This window comes from Pseudomonas sp. MWU15-20650, from assembly GCF_023242475.1.
In the GTDB taxonomy this organism is placed as follows: domain Bacteria; phylum Pseudomonadota; class Gammaproteobacteria; order Pseudomonadales; family Pseudomonadaceae; genus Aquipseudomonas.
This window is the reverse complement of sequence record NZ_JALJFG010000004.1, coordinates 134,737-152,443: the sequence shown is the minus strand read 5'-3', so window position 1 is coordinate 152,443 and position 17,707 is coordinate 134,737. Positions and strand designations below refer to the sequence as shown.

Below are 17,707 nucleotides of genomic sequence, written 5' to 3'. Positions count from 1 at the left end.
GTTCAGTCAAGATTCATTAAGTAGGGGTTGCGTCGCATGTGTGGCATCGTCGGTATCGTCGGTAAGTCGAACGTCAATCAGGCGCTGTATGACGCGCTAACCGTCCTCCAGCACCGCGGCCAGGATGCTGCCGGTATTGTGACCAGCCACGACGGCCGGTTATTTCTGCGCAAGGACAATGGCCTGGTGCGTGACGTGTTCCATCAGCGTCACATGCAGCGCCTCGTCGGGCACATGGGTATTGGCCATGTGCGTTACCCGACCGCCGGTAGCTCGACCTCGGCCGAAGCTCAACCGTTCTACGTCAACTCGCCTTACGGCATTACCTTGGCGCACAACGGTAACCTGACCAACGTTGAGCAGCTGGCCAAGGAGATTTACGAATCTGACCTGCGCCACGTCAACACCAGCTCCGATTCGGAGGTGTTGCTCAACGTGTTCGCCCACGAACTGGCCCAGCGTGGCAAGTTGCAGCCGACCGAAGAGGACGTGTTTGCGGCCGTCACTGACGTGCACAACCGTTGCGTCGGTGGTTACGCGGTCGTGGCGATGGTCACCGGTTATGGCATTGTCGGTTTCCGTGACCCGCACGGCATTCGTCCGATCGTGTTCGGCCAGCGTCATACCGACGAAGGGGTCGAGTACATGATCGCCTCCGAAAGCGTGTCCCTGGACGTGCTGGGCTTCACCCTGATCCGTGACCTGGCACCGGGCGAAGCGGTCTACATCACCGAAGATGGCAAGTTGCACACCCGCCAATGTGCGGTCGCCCCGAAACTCACACCGTGCATCTTCGAGCACGTTTACCTGGCGCGTCCGGATTCGATCATCGATGGCGTTTCGGTCTACAAGGCGCGTCTGCGCATGGGTGAGAAGCTGGCCGAGAAGATCCTGCGCGAGCGTCCCGAGCACGACATCGACGTGGTGATCCCAATTCCGGATACCAGCCGTACTGCTGCACTGGAGCTGGCGAACCACTTGGGCGTCAAGTTCCGCGAAGGTTTCGTCAAGAACCGTTACATCGGCCGTACCTTCATCATGCCCGGCCAGGCCGCCCGCAAAAAGTCGGTACGCCAGAAGCTTAATGCTATCGAGCTGGAGTTCCGCGGCAAAAACGTCATGCTGGTGGACGACTCCATCGTGCGCGGTACCACCTGCAAGCAGATCATCCAGATGGCTCGCGAGGCCGGTGCGAAGAACGTGTACTTCTGTTCGGCAGCGCCCGCCGTGCGTTACCCGAACGTGTACGGTATCGATATGCCAAGCGCTCACGAACTGATCGCCCACAACCGTACGACGCAGGACGTAGCCGATCTGATTGGCGCTGACTGGCTGATCTACCAGGACCTGCCGGACCTGATCGAAGCGGTCGGCGGTGGCAAGATCAAGATCGAGCAGTTCGACTGCGCGGTCTTCGACGGCAAGTACGTGACAGGCGACGTCGACGAGGCGTACCTGAACAAGATCGAGCAGGCGCGTAACGACTCGTCGAAGATCAAGACCCAGGCGGTCAGTGCGATCATCGACCTGTACAACAACTGAGTAGACACCGGCCCTGAGGGGCCGGTTTTGTATCTTAAATAAAGCATAGAGAAGGAGTCGCAGCATGAGTCAGGAATGGGATGCCGGTCGGTTGGACAGCGACCTCGATGGCGTAGCGTTCGATACCCTGGCTGTGCGCGCTGGCCAGCACCGCACTCCGGAAGGTGAGCACGGTGATCCGATGTTCTTCACCTCCAGCTATGTATTCCGCACGGCGGCCGACGCCGCTGCACGCTTTGCGGGCGAAGTGCCTGGCAACGTTTATTCGCGCTATACCAACCCGACCGTACGGGCGTTCGAAGAGCGCATCGCGGCCCTGGAAGGTGCTGAGCAGGCGGTGGCCACGGCCACGGGCATGGCGGCCATCCTGGCCGTGGTGATGAGCTTGTGCAGTGCAGGCGACCATGTGCTGGTATCGCGCAGCGTGTTTGGTTCGACCATCAGCCTGTTCGAGAAATATTTCAAGCGTTTCGGTATCGAAGTGGACTACGTGCCCCTGGCGGATCTTTCCGGTTGGGATGCGGCCATCAAGGCCAATACCAAGTTGCTGTTCGTCGAGTCGCCGTCCAACCCGTTGGCCGAGTTGGTCGACATTGCGGCATTGTCCGAAGTGGCTCATGCCAAGGGCGCGATGCTGGTGGTCGACAACTGTTTCTGCACCCCCGCGTTGCAGCAGCCATTGAAGCTGGGTGCAGACATCGTCGTGCATTCCGCCACCAAGTTCATTGACGGGCAGGGCCGTTGCATGGGCGGTGTAGTGGCGGGTCGCAGTGAGCAGATGAAGGAGGTGGTGGGCTTCCTGCGCACCGCAGGCCCGACCCTGAGCCCCTTCAACGCGTGGATCTTCCTCAAGGGCCTGGAAACCCTCAGCCTGCGGATGAAGGCCCATTGTGCCAACGCCCAGGCCCTGGCCGAATGGCTGGAGCAACAGGACGGTATCGAGAAGGCCCATTACGCCGGCCTCAAGAGCCATCCGCAGCACGCGTTGGCCCAGCGCCAGCAGCGTGGTTTCGGCGCTGTGGTGAGTTTCGAAGTGAAGGGTGGCAAAGAGGGGGCCTGGCGTTTTATCGACGCGACGCGCTTGATTTCCATCACCGCCAACCTGGGCGACAGCAAGACCACCATTACGCACCCAAGCACCACGTCCCACGGTCGGTTGGCGCCGCAGGAGCGTGAAGCGGCCGGTATTCGTGACAGCCTGATCCGCATTGCGGTTGGCCTGGAAGATGTCACCGACTTGCAGGCAGACCTGGCCCGCGGGTTGGCTGCCTTGTGATCGAGTGGTCCATGGAAGCTGCAGCAGCCGGTAACGGGCGTGTTGCGCTGGTGACGGGCGCGGCCCGGGGTATCGGCCTCGGTATTGCCGCATGGCTGATCAGCGAAGGCTGGCAGGTCGTGTTGACCGACCTGGATCGCGAGCGTGGTTCCAAGGTGTCCAAGGTGCTGGGCGAGAATGCCTGGTTTATTACCATGGATGTCGCCGATGAGAAGCAGGTGGCCCAAGGTGTCGCCGAGGTGCTGGGGCAGTTTGGGCGCCTGGACGCGTTGGTGTGCAATGCGGCGGTGGCCGACCCGCGCAATATCACCCTGGAAAGCCTCGACTTGGCCTACTGGAATCGTGTGCTGGCGGTAAACCTCAGTGGGCCGATGTTATTGGCCAAGCACTGTGCGCCTTACCTGCGCGCCCATGGCGGTGCGATCGTCAACCTGGCGTCTACCCGAGCCCGTCAATCGGAGCCGGACACCGAGGCCTACGCGGCGAGCAAAGGTGGCCTGCTGGCCCTGACTCATGCCTTGGCGATGAGCCTGGGGCCGGAAGTGAGGGTGAATGCGGTCAGCCCTGGTTGGATCGATGCGCGCGATCCTGCTGCACGGCGTGCAGAGCCTCTCACCGATGCCGATCATGCCCAGCACCCGGCGGGCAGGGTGGGCACGGTGGAGGACGTGGCAGCGATGGTGGCCTGGCTGCTGTCGCGCCAGGCCGGGTTTGTCACCGGCCAGGAGTTTGTCGTGGACGGCGGGATGAGCAAGAAGATGATTTACAGCGAGTAGGGCTGCTGGCCGTCTTGAAGTGATTTTGTCTTTTTCAGAAAAACTTCAAGCAGGCTATTGACTTAGGTCCGTTACCTGCGTAAATTTCGCGGCCTCAACGAAGCAAAGGGTGATTAGCTCAGCTGGGAGAGCATCTGCCTTACAAGCAGAGGGTCGGCGGTTCGATCCCGTCATCACCCACCACTTCTTGAGAGTTTTGCCCCAGGGCAAGACGCAACGTTAAAGGTTGCACCGACGCGCAGCGGTAGTTCAGTCGGTTAGAATACCGGCCTGTCACGCCGGGGGTCGCGGGTTCGAGTCCCGTCCGCTGCGCCATATTTTCCAGGTTCGATTCGTCGGGCTTGAGATTGAACAGCCAGGGCTGATCGATCAGACATTTAAATGACGGTTGAGCGTTTGTTGCTCGGCCGGTCAAGCGATACGCAGCGGTAGTTCAGTCGGTTAGAATACCGGCCTGTCACGCCGGGGGTCGCGGGTTCGAGTCCCGTCCGCTGCGCCATATCTGCTTCAAGGCCCACTGAACGCCTTGAAGCACAAAGAAAGCCGCTGGCTATCTTTGATCCGATAGCAAAGACCCTGGTCGAAAGACCGGGGTTTTTTGTTTGTGCGATTTGGTCAGCCCATCAAGGAGCCGGTGAACCGGCTCCCGCTGTAGGATCAGACCCCCAGCTTATCCCGCAGCCCGTAATACCAGGCCCCCAATGCTGCGAACGGCGTGCGCAATAGCTGGCCGCCCGGGAATGGGTAGTGTGGCAAGTCGGCGAACGCATCAAAACGCTCTGCCTGGCCCCGCAGCGCCTCCGCCAGCACCTTGCCCGCCAGGTGCGTGTACGTCACGCCATGGCCGCTACAGCCCTGCGAATAATAGATGTTGTCGCCGAGACGGCCGACCTGTGGCAGGCGCGACAGGGTCAGCAGGAAGTTACCGGTCCAGGCGTAATCGATCTTCACGTCTTTGAGTTGTGGGAAGGCTTTGAGCATTTTCGGCCGAATGATCGCTTCGATATCGGCAGGGTCGCGCGCGCCATACACGACGCCGCCACCGAAGATCAGGCGCTTGTCGCTGGTAAGGCGATAGTAGTCGAGCAGATAGTTACAGTCCTCGACACAGTAGTCTTGTGGCAACAGCGTCTTGGCCAGTTCATCGCCCAAGGGGGCGGTGGTGATCACTTGTGTGCCGCACGGCATCGACTTGGCTGCCAGCTCCGGCACCAGGTTCCCCAGGTAAGCATTGCCCGCGACGATGATGAATTTTGCCCTGACCTTGCCCTCGGCGGTATGCACGACGGGGTTGGCGCCGCGCTCGATGCGCACGGCCGCCGATTGTTCATAGATCGTACCGCCCAGGGACTCCACGGCTGCCGCTTCGCCCAGTGCCAGGTTGAGTGGGTGAATATGCCCGCCGCTCATGTCCAGCAAGCCACCGACATAGTTCTCACAGGCCACCACCTCGCGAATACGACGTTCGTCCAGCAGTTCCAGTTGCGTATGGCCATAACGCTCCCAGAGGCGCTTCTGCGACTCCAGATGGCCCATATGCTTGCTGTTGAGTGCAGCGAATACGCCGCCGTCCTTCAGGTCGCACTGGATCTGATACTTGGCCACTCGTTCACGAATGATCTTGCCGCCTTCAAACGCCATCTGCCCAAGCAGTTGTGCCTGTTTGGGCCCGACACTGCGTTCGATGACGTCGATATCGCGGCTGTAGCTGTTGACGATCTGCCCGCCATTACGGCCCGATGCGCCAAAACCCACCTTGGCGGCTTCCAGTACCGTCACGCGAAAGCCGTTCTCCAGCAAAAACAGTGCACTGGAAAGTCCGGTATAACCGGCGCCAATCACGCAGACATCGGTTTCGACGTCACCTTGCAGCGTGGGGCGGGGCGCAACTGCATTCGCGGACGCGGCGTAATACGACTGGGGGTAGGGGGTGTTCGCCATCCTGGAACCTCTGTTTTATATTTTTTACGAGTGCGCCGATCCTACCTGAGTTGAAAAATGGCTGCCAGCCACCCGAAAATCACGGGCGTGCCCATCGCAAATAAAAAATTCGCATATTCATAGGGTTAGCTGCAAAAAAGATGTTGACACCCCTCCGGAATTCCGTAGAATGCCGCCTCACAGCAGGCACGTAGCTCAGTTGGTTAGAGCACCACCTTGACATGGTGGGGGTCGTTGGTTCGAGTCCAATCGCGCCTACCAAACAAAATCCGCTCTGCTGGGCGGTCTGGAAGGGCCCACCGAAAGGTGGGCCCTTTTTTGTTGCCTGGAATTTGGGTGATGGGTTTTCGACGACGCCTTGCGGCGTGCGTAGATGGTTGAGGGATCAATCAGCAGAAAAGGGAAGCCACCGACAGCAGGCAGATAATTTGGACGACCATCTGGCAGCGTATCTCACCATTTGTTGTCGGCAGGCGACTCATTTGTCCGGCATACATGGCTGGAACCTCATTGTCGGCAATAGCGCCGTGCGTGATGCGTAGGGGCACACAACTGCATAATTGAGTATAGGCCCTGATTGGGAATCTTCCCGACTGAACGGGCTCAGGTTAAAGCGTTGGAGCGGTGATGAGGCGTCACTCAAGTGGGTTTCAGTGAGTTTGGGCCCGCTTGTAGATGATCCACCTGGCCATCAACGGTACGTTTTCCAAACGAGCCTGGCCTGAGTTTCCTTCTGGCGCCGGATCATCTGGTGCCCACCGCCAACAAAATTTATTGGTGTGCAGCAACAATTTTTCTTGTTGGACACCCCCCGCCCGCAGGCAGCAAAGTTGCCGCCACTGACGCTCGACCTTCCAGGTCAACAATAAAAAACCGAGCCGACTGCACGCCACTTTCATGTTGTGAGCCCTTTGTTCACATCCTGCCGTAATGGCGCCGCAGCGCGCATAAAAGGACCTCCCTGCCATGCAAACTGTTGTTAACTTATGGCCGCTGATCGGCGTACTTGTCATCGTGGTCGGCTTTGTATTGCGCTTCAATCCGCTGTTGGTGGTTACCGCCGCCGCCATCGCCACCGGGCTCGCCGCCCAGTTCCCGTTGGAGAAAATTCTCGCAACCATGGGGGATGGTTTCCTTCAAACCCGTGCCCTGCAATTGATTCTGCTATTGCCCCTGGCTGTCATTGGCTTGTTGGAGCGCCATGGTTTGCGCCTGCATGCGCAGAACTGGATTGCCCGTTTCGAGCGCGCCACGGTCGGGCGCTTGTTGATCATCTATCTGTTTGTGCGCGAATCCACAGCCGCTATGGGGCTGACCAGCCTGGGCGGGCACCCACAAATGGTACGGCCGCTGCTGGCGCCAATGGCCGAGGGCGCGGCGGAAAAGCGCTACGGCAAGCTGCCGGACACGTTGCGCCACAAAGTGTTGGCCATGTGCGCCGCCACCGACAACGTCGGGCTGTTTTTTGGCGAGGATATCTTTGTCGCCTTCGGTGCGATTGCGTTGATGCACACTTTCCTGCTGGGCTCGGGGATCGACGTAGAGCCGCTGCACATCGCGGTGTGGGGCATTCCGACGGCGATCTGCGCTTTTATCATCCATGCCATTCGCCTGCATCGGTTTGATCGAAGGCTCACCCGCGACATGGCGCCCGCTGCCGCCTCAGTGGAGCCTGCGCAATGATCATCTCCATTGAGTACTTGTACTGGCTAGCCGGTGTTTTATTGTTGATTACCGCCGGCATGATCCTGTGGGATCGCACCCACCCCAAGCGTTGGTCCAGTGCGTTGTTCTGGTTGCTGTTTGCCATGCCATTTCTGGTCGGGGAGCGCTTGCCGTCGGTAGCCATCGGTGTGGGCGTGGTGGTCATGGCGTTGATTGCCGGGTTGGGTGGCGTTGGCCGGGGTACGCATGCGCAATTGCACGATAAGGCTTCCCGGGCCAGCGCCGGGCGCCTGGGCCACGCGTTGTTTATCCCGGCACTGGCCATCCCGTTGACCACCGTGATTGGCTCGGTATTGCTCAAGCACACCGAAATCGGCGGTGTGCCGCTGCTGGACCCGAAGAACACCACTTTCGTCTCCCTCGGCATCGGCTGCCTGATCGCCCTTGGCCTGGCCTGCTGGTTGACCCGTGATACGCCGGTGCAAGCCTTGCGCGAGTCCCGTCGCCTGACTGAAGCCCTCGGCTGGGCGATGGTGCTTCCGCAGATGCTGGCGATGCTCGGGTTGCTGTTCAATGAAGCTGGGGTAGGCACCGCTGTCGCCCACATCACCACTACGTACATCAACTTGGATTTCAAGTTAGTGGCAGTGATGGTTTACGTGTTGGGCATGGCCTTGTTTACGGTGATCATGGGGAACGGCTTCGCGGCTTTCCCGGTGATGACCGGCGGCGTCGGCGTGCCGGTATTGGTGGGTATCTATGGTGGTAACCCGGCGGTAATGGCGGCGATCGGTATGTTTTCCGGCTACTGCGGCACGCTGATGACGCCGATGGCGGCCAACTTCAATATAGTGCCGGCTGCGTTACTGGAGTTGCCAGACAAAAATGCGGTGATCAAGGCTCAGATGCCGACTGCGTTGATGATGCTGGTGGTCAATATTGTGCTGCTTTACCTGTTGATGTGAGGCCAGGATGCAAACTGTACTGCTGACGGGCTTCGAGCCTTTTGATCAAGAACGGGTAAACCCCTCCTGGGAGGCTGTGCGTCAGTTGGAGGGCGTGAAGCTGGGTGATGACGTGCAAATCGTCGCTCGCCGATTGCCCTGTGCATTTTCCACGGCCGGTGAGGTCTTGAGCCAGCTGATCGCCGAGTTGCGCCCGGCAATGGTTATCGCCACTGGCCTGGGGCCCGGGCGTAGTGACCTTTCCATCGAACGGGTGGCGATCAACATCAACGACGCACGCATTCCCGACAACCTGGGTGAGCAACCTATCGATACGCCGGTCGTCGCTGGTGGGCCGGCCGCTTACTTCAGCACATTGCCGATTAAGGCTGTGGTCAAAGCGTTGAGCGAAGCGGGGATTGCGGCGTCAGTTTCGCAGACGGCAGGTACGTTTGTGTGCAACCAGGTGTTTTACCGGTTGCAGCATGTGTTGGCCGGCAATGGGGTGCGCAGTGGGTTTATCCATGTGCCTTATCTGCCGGAGCAGGTCGCTGCGAGTGGGCAGGCGTGTATGCCGTTGGTGACTCTGGTTGAGGGATTGAAGGTGGCAGTGAAAGCGGCATGGTGCACCCAGGTGGATGTGGTGCAGACCGGTGGGCAGGTCAGCTGATCTATCGGGCTTGCCTTAACCTGTCAGCCGCCGGGTCAGTCTTGTCATTACACACCTGTAAATGCAGTGGCGAGGGAGGGCGTTTACAAGCGCCAAGGCGATCCGTAGATTGCAGGGGCTCAATAGAGGTTACTGCTCATGAGGAAGCCCCGTAGTGTCCATTCGAGGTTCAGCCATATTGGCTAAGCGTTACCGCGCCTTTCTGTTCGATATGGACGGAACCCTGCTCAACTCCATTGCCGCTGCCGAGCGGGTATGGGGCATTTGGGCTGAGCGCCACGGCCTGGAGGTGGAGGCTTTCCTGGCCACCATTCATGGCGCCCGTGCGATTGATACAATCACTCGCCAAGCGTTGCCGGGGGTTGATCCAGCGGCAGAAGCACAGTGGATTACCGAGGCTGAATTGAACGATGTCGAGGGCGTCGTGGCGATTTCCGGTGCGGTTGAGTTTTTGAACCGTTTGCCCGGCGATCAATGGGCACTGGTCACGTCTGCTCCAAAGGCGTTGGCATTGCGGCGGCTGCACGCGGCAGGTATTGCCGTGCCTGCGGTGCTGGTGACCGCCGAAGATGTCGCGACGGGCAAGCCCGATCCGGCCTGCTATCTGCTGGGTGCCCAGCGTTTGGGTGTGCCGGTACAAGACTGCCTGGTGTTCGAGGACGCTGTTGTGGGCATTCGAGCGGGGGAGTCGGCGGGGGCGGATATCGTGGTTGTGACCTCGACGCACCTGGCCCCCATGGTGACTGCACATGCTTGCATCGAGGGGTATGAGGCGTTGCAAGCCCAGCGTGACGCTGATGGTTTGCTGTACTTGCAGATGCTGGCTCCGTGATGCGAATCAGGCCGAACCGGTTACCGGTCTCGGCCTGATTCGCAAGCGGTCGGGTCTGATGAGGCCTGCAGCCGGCTACTTCTCATGCCCTGACGCGAGAGCACCATTTCCCTGAGTATCTCGTTGGCGAGTCGGGCAATGGCCTCGGGGCCTCGATAGTGTGCGCGCACGATTCCGGTAATCGCGAAATGGTCGGTTTCCGGGCCGCTGAGAATCGCCGACAGCGTGCCATCGGCGTGCAGTGTGCAAGTCACCTTGTAGCTGGGCAGACGTGCGGCCAGTGCCATTTCGATTTGGGATTTGCTGAGGGTGTCCATTTGAGTGAGTACCTTTCGCTGCCTATGCAGGCCCAAGCATAGGTCTTGCTACGGGACTGTACATGCCGGCGATCAGATAGGGAGCAGAGGCGGTCAGCGTGCTATTTTCTGGTGCACGCGATGAGCCGCACGCTGGCATAACTTACGCAAAATGGCCTTTTGGATCGGCTTGAGGCAGAACACCAGCAGGTAGCCGCACAGGAGCAGCGTCAAGTCCAGCCCAGAGTGGGCGCCGGGGTCGTCGGCGCCTTCAATCTCTAACCTCAGACCATACCCAAACGCTAAAAAGACCAGCCCTATCAATAGGGCGATCGTCCAGGACTTGGAGATCAGGGGGCGCGTGGCGGTGGGCCTCATCGGCGTGCTCCTGAATGCACTCGGATGGCAGGATAAAGTGTCAGAAGCTTCGGCTGCGAATCGTGCAACAAGTTCCAGGCATCATGACAGTTTCATCTTGCGGCGTAGGGGGATGTACAGGGCGCGCTGGCCACGCCAAAAGGCGCGAAACAGGCCGGATAGGTTTTCGCCAGCCGTTACAGTGAACGAAAAGGCTGGCTACTGGGGCGTTTCAAGGCGTCTGGTTTTTGTCCGGTGCAGTCAGGCCAGCCTGGATACGCTGATAAATTTCCTCGCGATGCACGGCAACGTCCTTCGGTGCGCTGATGCCGATTCGTACTTGCTGGCCGCTAACGCCCAGGATGGTGATCGTAATGTCATCACCGATGTTTATGCTTTCACCGACTTTGCGGGTGAGTATAAGCATGGACTTCTCCTTGATTACTTTAAAGGACACATGTTTCAGACAGGGCTGGTGTCGGATGTGTGTAGCTTACTGCTAAGCGCTTCCCTGTGACTGCCTCTTTTAGGACGCGTAGAGGCAACATTAATTCCCATGGCGGCATCATACAGGTCGCGATACATCATTCGCATTGTTTAAGCCTACGTTTATGACGGCCAGAATAGACAGTGAATGGTAAAGTTGCCTCTTTATTCTTAAAGGAGCAGGGCAGTGCGTAAAGTAGCGATGGCAATTGCGGTGTTGGCATTGGCCGGTTGCGGAGAAGGCAGCAGTGTCGAAACGCCCAAGGCCAAGCCTGCCGTGACCGAAAGCCAGCCGCAGGCCGGTGCGATTGCCGCTCAGGAATGGGATGTGTGGGTCGGCCCGCCAGATCACAAGCTGCAGGCGATCACTGACCTGACCGCTTGGTTGCTCGAGCATGGTTTCAATTTTTATATCGTGAAGGTCGACGGTAAGGACGAAGTACTGCTGGGGCCGTTTGCCAGTAAGGCCGAAGCCGAAGCCAAGCAGGTACAACTGACCGAAAAACTGGCACGTGCCAAGAAAAACGACACCGAGTCTCAGGTTATCGAGCACAAGGCTGCACAGTAGCTGGCAAGTCGGGCGGGAATCCCGCCCAGGTTCAACCGCAGGCTTTCAGGTTCACTGGGCCGACAAATTCATTGCCGCGGCCCATCACACACGCCACGGTCTGGTTGCGCTGGCGCTCCCAGGTTTGCACCGGGTAAGTCTTGTTCCAGGCTTCATACAGTTGGCGGTCTTGTTTCGACAGGCGCAGCCCGTATTGCTTGCTCATGTAAAAGTAGGTCCGGGCGATCATTCCGCGAATGGAAGGGCGTGGCATGACTTTCTTGGCCTTGAAGTCCACCTGGGTCAGGCACGAGCCATACTGACCGCTTTGCACCGGCAGCCAGCCAAAGCTGAAGTTGTTACGGTCGCCATTCACCTCGCCGATGCTGGGCACCAGATTGTGCAGGTCCGCCTCGGCGCGCTTGAACACATCATCATGACGTGTGCAGTTTTTACGACCGCCATTTTGCCAGCATTGACGTTGATGTCCGATTTGCCAGGCAGGAACGATGTGTTCCCACTCGATACGCGCAGCGCGGTTGGCGTTTTTGCGTGGGATGTAACCACAGGCTTTCAGGTCCACACGGTTGCCGGTGTACTTGCAGCCGCAATAGAACTCCGTGGACTGCGGAGCGTAGAGCTTCCAGGCGATTTTCTTGGCTTCAGTGAAGGTCCGAGGGGCTTGGGCGTTGGCGGTGACAGCAAAAAACAGGCAGCACACAGCAATAAAACGGGCACTCATTGAATCAGTCTTCCTTTGGTACAACCCAGAAAATCTGTACGCCACCGTCATCCCGATAGGCGAGGGTGACGTTGTCGTTTTCCGCAATTTCTTCCAGTAAACGTTGCCACTCGTCCTCCGGCTCATCGGGTAAGCGGAAGATCAAGGCCGCCTTGGCTTTTTGTGCGTTGGTCGAGTTGATGATTTTTTGTACGCGAATGGCCAGGCGCTGATAGGCGTCAGGCGATGTGGGGACTGTGGAAGAGGGCTTTGCCACGGAGCTTTCCTTATTTGGCTGTACGCACATACAGTATTTAACTATAGGGGATTTCGCAACTGCTTAAATTTCAAGAAGTTCGTCTGGCAGCCAATTGAGTGCTTTCGTATAAGCCAGGAGGACTTTTCCGCAGAGAGGGTCGCTCCTTGTCAGCGACGTTTGGCGTCGACTGTTATCGAGGTCAACAAGACTGAACGTATCGAAGTCGGTCAGGATCTGTCCGATTTCGATGATTAATTGTCGAGTCTCAGGTAATGCATGGAACCGGCTGCTTTTAGAATGCCCTGCATTCCTGCCTCGAGTACGTGGTCATGAAAACTCGAAGTTTTTTAGTACTGAAGGTCACGGTGTTGATTATCCGTTCTTGGACCCCGACTCGCTGTAGAGGGGCATTGGTGGGTATCGGACAGGTATTCACGTCATTGATTCGGATTGTACGAGGCTCTGGCCATGTTATTGCCGAACCCTGCTAAGGGCTGGCGCTTCTGCGGCAATCGACTACTGGCGCTGTATAGTTTTCTGTTCGTGGTTTGGGGTTGCATCCTTATAGGATGGCTCTATTACGACCTGCTCAGCAGCCTTGAAGGCTTTGCCAATCAGTCGCTGATGCAGCGCCAGCAGCTATTCGCGCAACTTGAGGGCGATCATTTGATGGAGGCCCTGAGCGCCGATATCAAGTTCGGCGCGAGCGACGCAGATACCTACGGGGTGTTCGATGATCAGAAGAGGCCACTGAGCGGCCCGATCCGGCAGATCCCTGCGCTGCTGCCCCTGGACGGTCAGATTCATGAGTTGAGTAACTGTAACGACTCTGTCTTGCCGCGCACCCGTTGCGATGCCGTGGCAATACGGACATGGGAGGGCGGTTGGTTGGTCCTTGCTCAAAACCATGGATTGATAGCTGGGGTTCTGAGAATCATGTGGCAGGCGCTGGCCTGGGGTGTGTGCCTGGTCCTGGTGTGCGGAGCCGGTGTTTGGTACTTGTTGCGTGGTTGCCCGTTGCGCCGTATTCAAACAATTCAAGCCCGTGTTGAGTTAATCGTCGCCGGTTATTTGAACTATCGCCTGCCCCTGTCGGCCCGACGTGACGAACTCGATATGTTGGCTGCCATTGCCAATACCATGCTGGATCGCATCGAACGATTGGCTAACGAAGTCAAGGGTGTGTGCGACAACATAGCCCATGATTTACGCATTCCGCTCACGCGTATCCAGCTGCAGCTTCACCGTATGCAACAGGAGACCGCACAGCGTTCACCCGAAGCGGTGCAAGTCGACCAAGTGATTGCCGAAACCGATGTACTGATGGCTCGTTTTAGCGGTCTCCTGCGGATTGCTCAACTCAAGGATCATCAGCGCCGCGCATGCTTTGTCAAGTTCGACCCGCGACAGTTGCTGCAGGAGCTTTATGACTTTTACTTGCCGCTAGCCGAGGAAGGGGGTGTGACGTCGTATTTGCAGGTGTCGGAGTCGCTGCCCCCGTTGATCGGCGACCAAGCATTGTTATTTGAAGCGTTGGCTAACCTGATGAGTAACGCGATCAAATTCACGCCCAAGGGGGGGGAAGTCGTGCTCAGGGCGATCATCCATGGGGGCAGCACCCGAATCGAGGTGTTGGACTCCGGCCCTGGTATTCCACCCGTGGAGCGGTCTGCGGTATTCCGGCGGTTTTATCGTGTGGGCAGTCACCCGCAGCACAGTGGTTTGGGGTTGGGACTTTCGATTGTTGCTGCAATAGTTAATTTGCATGGATTCAAGCTTGAGATCGGCACCTGCGAATATGGCGGCGCTCGACTGACGCTTGACTGTTGAAGTGATTGACTCATGAACGGTCATGCGAATTGGGGCGTTGCCAAGTTACCGTGAGGCGTCATGCTTATCTGTTCGCTGGCGCGCTTCAAGCAGGTGCACTCCCCAGACCGCAAGTATGCCTGTTGCCTTGACGACAACGCCACGTTCGGCGGCTTGCGCCGCGCAGGTCGATCACTCCCCGATAAACGCCGTTTTCATACTTCGTCCTCGTGTGTATCCAGTTACTCAAGTTCGGGATCTGCTATGTGCACTTGCTCAAAACTGAGGCATGGACCGTGCCAATTCGGTTTGGCCCGAGTATGCCAACCCTGGCGGTCGTTGCGGTCTGGGCCGCTACAATTTTTGTAGGGCACTACAAACTACATGAGTGTTTGCGCCAGGGCGGGGATTTGGGGCTGCCACCTGTGCGTTTTGTCCATGCCTACATCCGAAACGCGCTGCAGCCGTCAGTAGCTGCCCTGTCTCGCTGACCAGCGGGCACACGGGCAAGGTTCAAAAAATACTCGTATTGGGGGCGGCTTTTTGGCATTATGCAAGCCAATGCTTTGATAATTGGGTGCGCGTCATTTTGTTCCGCTTCGGCTTCATTGCCGCCGAATCGACAGAGGCGCGACGTTATCAAGCCAGGCGGGGGCACCCGACTCGCAACTGAGACAGGTGAATACAGCGCAACGACTTGATCCACTGTCAGCGCCTGCCTGATTTCAGAATGTTCGTGTTTCCATTCTTTAAGGAGTTTCAATGAAATCGATTATGGCTTTTAGCTTCGCGGCTCTTGTGGGGTCACTTCCCGTTGTCGCTCACGCCCAGGACGTAACACCCTACCCGGATGTAGCGGACATTTCCCATGCAGAACCGGAGACAGCTGCACTTTTCAGATCATTCTTTTCTGTCAAGACGCAGAAAAATATCGATGCAACCATGACTTATTTTTCTCCGCACTTACTGACCTACACAGATGCCACATTGGGGTGGAACCAAGACAGCCCGGAAGCGATAAGAAAGGTCATTCCTCACTCCGGTAAGGGCCTTTCCTATCCCACACGGATACTGGGTGGTTCCATCAATGGCGCAGGCAGCGCGATTGTCGAGTTCACGGACACGCCGGAGTTGTTTGGTGGTGAGTTGCGAATCGTGGGCGCTGTAGATTTTAAAGATGGAAAAATTATCCGGTGGACCGATTACTGGGACAGCAGTAGTTACGATGACAAGCGCTATCATCAATTTCGCAAGCCGGAAGATAAGTTTCCCACTGACTTCAAAGAGTCAGCGATAGCACAGAATGCCAGCGATAAAATAACCACGGTTGCACGCCGATTGCACACAGCGCTGGACAGCGGTGATGCACGGGCCGCCTCCGAACTGTTTACTTATGATGCCGTGTTCGAAGACCTGGCGATACGCACACAAATACGTGGTCAAGCGGCCATTGGACGTTACTTTGATCGTGTTCGATCTGCGGCGCCTTATATGACCGGGTCTAAACTGCGTCATGTGGTGGGCAGTGATCTGGGGGGTGGCTTTGAATGGTATGGTTCTGCATTAACCCCGGTGAAAACTGGGATTATGGAACTTACACTGGATTCGGACGGCAAAATCAGCAGGGCGGCGACGCTGTATGATGGAAGGCTGCTTGGCAAATCCAAAGCCACTGATCTCAGGTCGTTATCCGGAGAGCCGTGAGTGATGGCGCGACCTTAAGCCACTCGGCTTTACCTCGCTAGCCATAGTTCTTCATGTGCCATGGCCAGCGTGCTTAAGTAGTTTCGAGTTTTGTTGTGGGGGCACGGTACAAAGGTTGATGCCGCAATGACAAGTCAGCCGCTACTTAGGAATGTGCCTTTACAGGTATTGCACCACGTTGTTATAAGTGTCCTTCTGTATGCCGGCAGTATTCAACACACCTAGGAATTGCTTGATGAAAAAGATGTCATCTTTTCATTATGAACGCGTGCGAACACTATTTACTGATAATTATCCTAATATTCCATTTGTGCATGGCATTATCGAGGAGCGACTGCCGGGTGAGGTCTTTGTCGATAATGTCGTTGAGCCTGGCAGTTGCATGCTGGTCACTGCGGGCGCTTATGTGTTCACTGCTGGTATATCCAGTCCGCGAAAACTACAACCTTGCCTTGATTTATTGAGGGATAAGGCGGACATAAAACTTGTGCTACCCGAGTTAAGTCCACAGCAGGTCAAGCCGTTTGGTTTGGCACCAACGCCTCGACGGCAATATGCTTATTCCACTGCCCAATCCAGTGATGTCAGCAATACGTCGGGTTACCAAATTCGACCTCTGGTCAGTGAAGCTTTATTTAAAGAATGTATATGGTTTGACTTCATGAGCGGCATTTTCGGCGGTACTGAACATTTCCTCAGCCGCGGTTTTGGTTGGGTTTTCTGGGACGCCGCGGCAGGTGTCATCGCCAGTGAGGCCTACGGGATTGCGTCAAAGCAGTTTGTTGAGATTGGTACCGTGACTCACCCGGCTTATCGAGGTAAAGGTTTGTCGACGCTGCTTTGCAATCACCTCATGCGTCATCTCTGTGAGCTTGGGCTTCAGCCCATCTGGTCTTGCGATGAAAGTAATCCCGCGTCATGGAGTGTCGCTGAAAAGCTGGGGATGGACAGCCTACTTCACTATAACTTTTACAAACGTGCCATGGCTCAAGCCTAATCGCCCGGGCACTTGTGATACGAGCACTGACGGGGATGCCTGTTGGTCGCAGGGCGAGGCATTTGAGGCTTTTGGGGGTTATTGTCCGGTCACTTTACCGATACGGTAGACGCAGCGGCGACCGCCCCGCAGCAAATGTTCTTCGCGCTCGACCTGCCCCCATCCTTGCATCAGCATTTGGAATTGTGACAGTTCCGATTTGCAGAACCCTTGGCATTTGGTTGCGGCCGCGCAAATCGGACAATGGTCCTCGATCAGCAAAAAATCATCTCCATCGCTTTCAACCCGCGCCATATAACCTTCCGCGTTACGCGCATCGGCCAGCCGCCTGACGCGTTCGGCCAGTGAGCTTGCCGATGCCAATTGCGCCTGGTACTCGGCCAATTGCTGTGAGCTACGTAATTCGATGACCTGATCTATGGCTTCCTGGCCAAACAATTGTGTTACCGAGTCGATAATGTGCACGGTGAGTTGCGCGTGCGTATCGGGAAATCGTGCGTGACCGGAATCAGTCAATTGCCAGAGCTGCTTGGGTCGACCAACGCCGCAGCGTGAGACCACGCTATCGACCAGGCTTTGTTCGACCAATTTAGCCATTTGTTGTCGCACCGCTTCGGACGTCACCATGAGTACCTTTGCCAACTGCGCCGTACTGCAAGCGCCGTGGGTTTTAAGGTGCCTCAAGAGGTGTTCGGATGAGCGTGATGTCGAGTTATCAAGGTTTTTGATCGTGTTGGTCATTGTGAGACTCGATAATATTCAAATCGTTAGCTTGCTTATTAAGGCATCTCCCACGACGTGCTTCAAGTCCGTCGCTCGTGATAGCGGAAGAAATGATGCATGGGGGCTTAGCGCTCACGGAGATATAGCGGAGCTATTTCGGGT

Annotated in this window: 18 protein-coding genes and 4 tRNA genes; 15 read left to right on the top strand and 7 right to left on the bottom strand. The window is 57.0% G+C overall.

The window, feature by feature from the left end; genetic code table 11:
* The first annotated feature begins 36 nt into the window (after positions 1–36).
* From purF to M5B43_RS05900, 6 genes are all read left to right on the top strand, one after another.
* Positions 37–1,542: an amidophosphoribosyltransferase gene (gene purF, locus M5B43_RS05925; RefSeq protein WP_017737850.1), complete on the top strand. Its 1,506-nt coding sequence runs from the start codon at positions 37–39 to the stop codon at positions 1,540–1,542.
* A gap of 64 nt (positions 1,543–1,606) precedes the next feature.
* Positions 1,607–2,818, top strand: a complete 1,212-nt coding sequence (locus M5B43_RS05920; RefSeq protein WP_248749208.1) for an O-succinylhomoserine sulfhydrylase — start codon at positions 1,607–1,609, stop codon at positions 2,816–2,818.
* 11 nt (positions 2,819–2,829) lie between these two features.
* A complete protein-coding gene (locus M5B43_RS05915) occupies positions 2,830–3,594 on the top strand; it encodes an SDR family oxidoreductase (RefSeq protein ID WP_248749207.1) in 765 nt (254 codons plus the stop codon).
* Positions 3,595–3,701: 107 nt separating this feature from the next.
* Positions 3,702–3,777: transfer RNA gene (locus M5B43_RS05910), tRNA-Val, on the top strand.
* Between the two features lie 55 nt (positions 3,778–3,832).
* Positions 3,833–3,909 (top strand) — tRNA-Asp (locus M5B43_RS05905).
* A 107-nt stretch (positions 3,910–4,016) separates the two neighbouring features.
* Positions 4,017–4,093 (top strand) — tRNA-Asp (locus tag M5B43_RS05900).
* Between the two features lie 158 nt (positions 4,094–4,251).
* Here M5B43_RS05900 and M5B43_RS05895 read toward each other — a convergent pair.
* A complete protein-coding gene (locus tag M5B43_RS05895; RefSeq protein ID WP_248749206.1) occupies positions 4,252–5,535 on the bottom strand; it encodes an FAD-binding oxidoreductase in 1,284 nt (427 codons plus the stop codon).
* A 184-nt stretch (positions 5,536–5,719) separates the two neighbouring features.
* Here M5B43_RS05895 and M5B43_RS05890 point away from each other — a divergent pair.
* From M5B43_RS05890 to M5B43_RS05870, 5 genes are all read left to right on the top strand, one after another.
* Positions 5,720–5,796, top strand: a tRNA-Val gene (locus M5B43_RS05890).
* A 705-nt stretch (positions 5,797–6,501) separates the two neighbouring features.
* On the top strand, positions 6,502–7,218 hold the full coding sequence (locus M5B43_RS05885) for a DUF969 domain-containing protein (RefSeq protein WP_248749205.1): 717 nt from the start codon (positions 6,502–6,504) through the stop codon (positions 7,216–7,218).
* On the top strand, positions 7,215–8,165 hold the full coding sequence (locus M5B43_RS05880; RefSeq protein ID WP_248749204.1) for a DUF979 domain-containing protein: 951 nt from the start codon (positions 7,215–7,217) through the stop codon (positions 8,163–8,165). The genes M5B43_RS05885 and M5B43_RS05880 overlap by 4 nt, the downstream gene beginning before the upstream one ends.
* A gap of 7 nt (positions 8,166–8,172) precedes the next feature.
* On the top strand, positions 8,173–8,814 hold the full coding sequence (gene pcp, locus M5B43_RS05875) for a pyroglutamyl-peptidase I (protein ID WP_248749203.1): 642 nt from the start codon (positions 8,173–8,175) through the stop codon (positions 8,812–8,814).
* Between the two features lie 154 nt (positions 8,815–8,968).
* On the top strand, positions 8,969–9,646 hold the full coding sequence (locus tag M5B43_RS05870) for an HAD-IA family hydrolase (protein ID WP_248749202.1): 678 nt from the start codon (positions 8,969–8,971) through the stop codon (positions 9,644–9,646).
* Positions 9,647–9,666: 20 nt separating this feature from the next.
* Here M5B43_RS05870 and M5B43_RS05865 read toward each other — a convergent pair whose 3' ends face one another.
* The 3 genes from M5B43_RS05865 to csrA form a co-directional block, all read right to left on the bottom strand.
* Positions 9,667–9,963 (bottom strand): hypothetical protein, encoded by a 297-nt coding sequence (locus M5B43_RS05865; RefSeq protein ID WP_248749201.1) that lies wholly within the window; start codon positions 9,961–9,963, stop codon positions 9,667–9,669.
* Positions 9,964–10,056: 93 nt separating this feature from the next.
* Complete coding sequence (locus M5B43_RS05860; RefSeq protein WP_248749200.1) at positions 10,057–10,320, bottom strand: hypothetical protein; 264 nt, start codon at positions 10,318–10,320, stop codon at positions 10,057–10,059.
* 211 nt (positions 10,321–10,531) lie between these two features.
* Positions 10,532–10,726 carry a carbon storage regulator CsrA gene (gene csrA / locus M5B43_RS05855; protein WP_248749199.1) on the bottom strand — a complete coding sequence of 65 codons (195 nt, stop codon included), beginning with the start codon at positions 10,724–10,726 and terminating at the stop codon, positions 10,532–10,534.
* A gap of 261 nt (positions 10,727–10,987) precedes the next feature.
* On the opposite strand from csrA, the gene M5B43_RS05850 reads away from it, so the two are divergent.
* Complete coding sequence (locus M5B43_RS05850; RefSeq protein WP_248749343.1) at positions 10,988–11,353, top strand: SPOR domain-containing protein; 366 nt, start codon at positions 10,988–10,990, stop codon at positions 11,351–11,353.
* A 31-nt stretch (positions 11,354–11,384) separates the two neighbouring features.
* Here the strand turns inward: M5B43_RS05850 and M5B43_RS05845 are convergent, their stop codons facing one another.
* Both M5B43_RS05845 and M5B43_RS05840 read right to left on the bottom strand, forming a co-directional pair.
* Positions 11,385–12,074 (bottom strand): endonuclease I family protein, encoded by a 690-nt coding sequence (locus M5B43_RS05845; protein ID WP_248749198.1) that lies wholly within the window; start codon positions 12,072–12,074, stop codon positions 11,385–11,387.
* Positions 12,075–12,078: 4 nt separating this feature from the next.
* The gene (locus M5B43_RS05840; RefSeq protein WP_248749197.1) at positions 12,079–12,330 is read right to left on the bottom strand and encodes a DUF1654 domain-containing protein; all 252 of its coding nucleotides are present in this window, start codon (positions 12,328–12,330) and stop codon (positions 12,079–12,081) included.
* A 450-nt stretch (positions 12,331–12,780) separates the two neighbouring features.
* Between M5B43_RS05840 and M5B43_RS05835 the strand changes: the two genes are divergently transcribed.
* The 3 genes from M5B43_RS05835 (at position 12,781) to M5B43_RS05825 (ending at position 16,822) form a co-directional block, all read left to right on the top strand.
* Complete coding sequence (locus M5B43_RS05835) at positions 12,781–14,142, top strand: HAMP domain-containing sensor histidine kinase (protein WP_248749196.1); 1,362 nt, start codon at positions 12,781–12,783, stop codon at positions 14,140–14,142.
* Positions 14,143–14,883: 741 nt separating this feature from the next.
* Positions 14,884–15,825: a nuclear transport factor 2 family protein gene (locus M5B43_RS05830; protein ID WP_248749195.1), complete on the top strand. Its 942-nt coding sequence runs from the start codon at positions 14,884–14,886 to the stop codon at positions 15,823–15,825.
* A gap of 235 nt (positions 15,826–16,060) precedes the next feature.
* Positions 16,061–16,822: a GNAT family N-acetyltransferase gene (locus M5B43_RS05825; RefSeq protein ID WP_248749194.1), complete on the top strand. Its 762-nt coding sequence runs from the start codon at positions 16,061–16,063 to the stop codon at positions 16,820–16,822.
* Between the two features lie 78 nt (positions 16,823–16,900).
* Here the strand turns inward: M5B43_RS05825 and M5B43_RS05820 are convergent, their stop codons facing one another.
* Complete coding sequence (locus tag M5B43_RS05820) at positions 16,901–17,563, bottom strand: metalloregulator ArsR/SmtB family transcription factor (protein ID WP_248749193.1); 663 nt, start codon at positions 17,561–17,563, stop codon at positions 16,901–16,903.
* Positions 17,564–17,707: the final 144 nt, after the last annotated feature.

What these genes read in the sequence shown, in the direction of transcription:
- M5B43_RS05885 (WP_248749205.1), top strand. Translation starts at nt 6,502, where the DNA reads ATGCAAACTGTTGTTAACTTATGGCCGCTGATCGGCGTACTTGTCATC.
- M5B43_RS05850 (WP_248749343.1), top strand. Translation starts at nt 10,988, where the DNA reads ATGGCAATTGCGGTGTTGGCATTGGCCGGTTGCGGAGAAGGCAGCAGT.
- M5B43_RS05880 (WP_248749204.1), top strand. Translation starts at nt 7,215, where the DNA reads ATGATCATCTCCATTGAGTACTTGTACTGGCTAGCCGGTGTTTTATTG.
- M5B43_RS05820 (WP_248749193.1), bottom strand. Translation starts at nt 17,563, where the DNA reads ATGACCAACACGATCAAAAACCTTGATAACTCGACATCACGCTCATCC.
- pcp (WP_248749203.1), top strand. Translation starts at nt 8,173, where the DNA reads ATGCAAACTGTACTGCTGACGGGCTTCGAGCCTTTTGATCAAGAACGG.
- M5B43_RS05860 (WP_248749200.1), bottom strand. Translation starts at nt 10,320, where the DNA reads ATGAGGCCCACCGCCACGCGCCCCCTGATCTCCAAGTCCTGGACGATC.
- M5B43_RS05895 (WP_248749206.1), bottom strand. Translation starts at nt 5,535, where the DNA reads ATGGCGAACACCCCCTACCCCCAGTCGTATTACGCCGCGTCCGCGAAT.
- M5B43_RS05915 (WP_248749207.1), top strand. Translation starts at nt 2,830, where the DNA reads ATGGAAGCTGCAGCAGCCGGTAACGGGCGTGTTGCGCTGGTGACGGGC.
- M5B43_RS05920 (WP_248749208.1), top strand. Translation starts at nt 1,607, where the DNA reads ATGAGTCAGGAATGGGATGCCGGTCGGTTGGACAGCGACCTCGATGGC.
- M5B43_RS05830 (WP_248749195.1), top strand. Translation starts at nt 14,884, where the DNA reads ATGAAATCGATTATGGCTTTTAGCTTCGCGGCTCTTGTGGGGTCACTT.
- M5B43_RS05825 (WP_248749194.1), top strand. Translation starts at nt 16,061, where the DNA reads ATGAAAAAGATGTCATCTTTTCATTATGAACGCGTGCGAACACTATTT.
- csrA (WP_248749199.1), bottom strand. Translation starts at nt 10,726, where the DNA reads ATGCTTATACTCACCCGCAAAGTCGGTGAAAGCATAAACATCGGTGAT.
- M5B43_RS05865 (WP_248749201.1), bottom strand. Translation starts at nt 9,963, where the DNA reads ATGGACACCCTCAGCAAATCCCAAATCGAAATGGCACTGGCCGCACGT.
- M5B43_RS05835 (WP_248749196.1), top strand. Translation starts at nt 12,781, where the DNA reads ATGTTATTGCCGAACCCTGCTAAGGGCTGGCGCTTCTGCGGCAATCGA.
- purF (WP_017737850.1), top strand. Translation starts at nt 37, where the DNA reads ATGTGTGGCATCGTCGGTATCGTCGGTAAGTCGAACGTCAATCAGGCG.
- M5B43_RS05845 (WP_248749198.1), bottom strand. Translation starts at nt 12,074, where the DNA reads ATGAGTGCCCGTTTTATTGCTGTGTGCTGCCTGTTTTTTGCTGTCACC.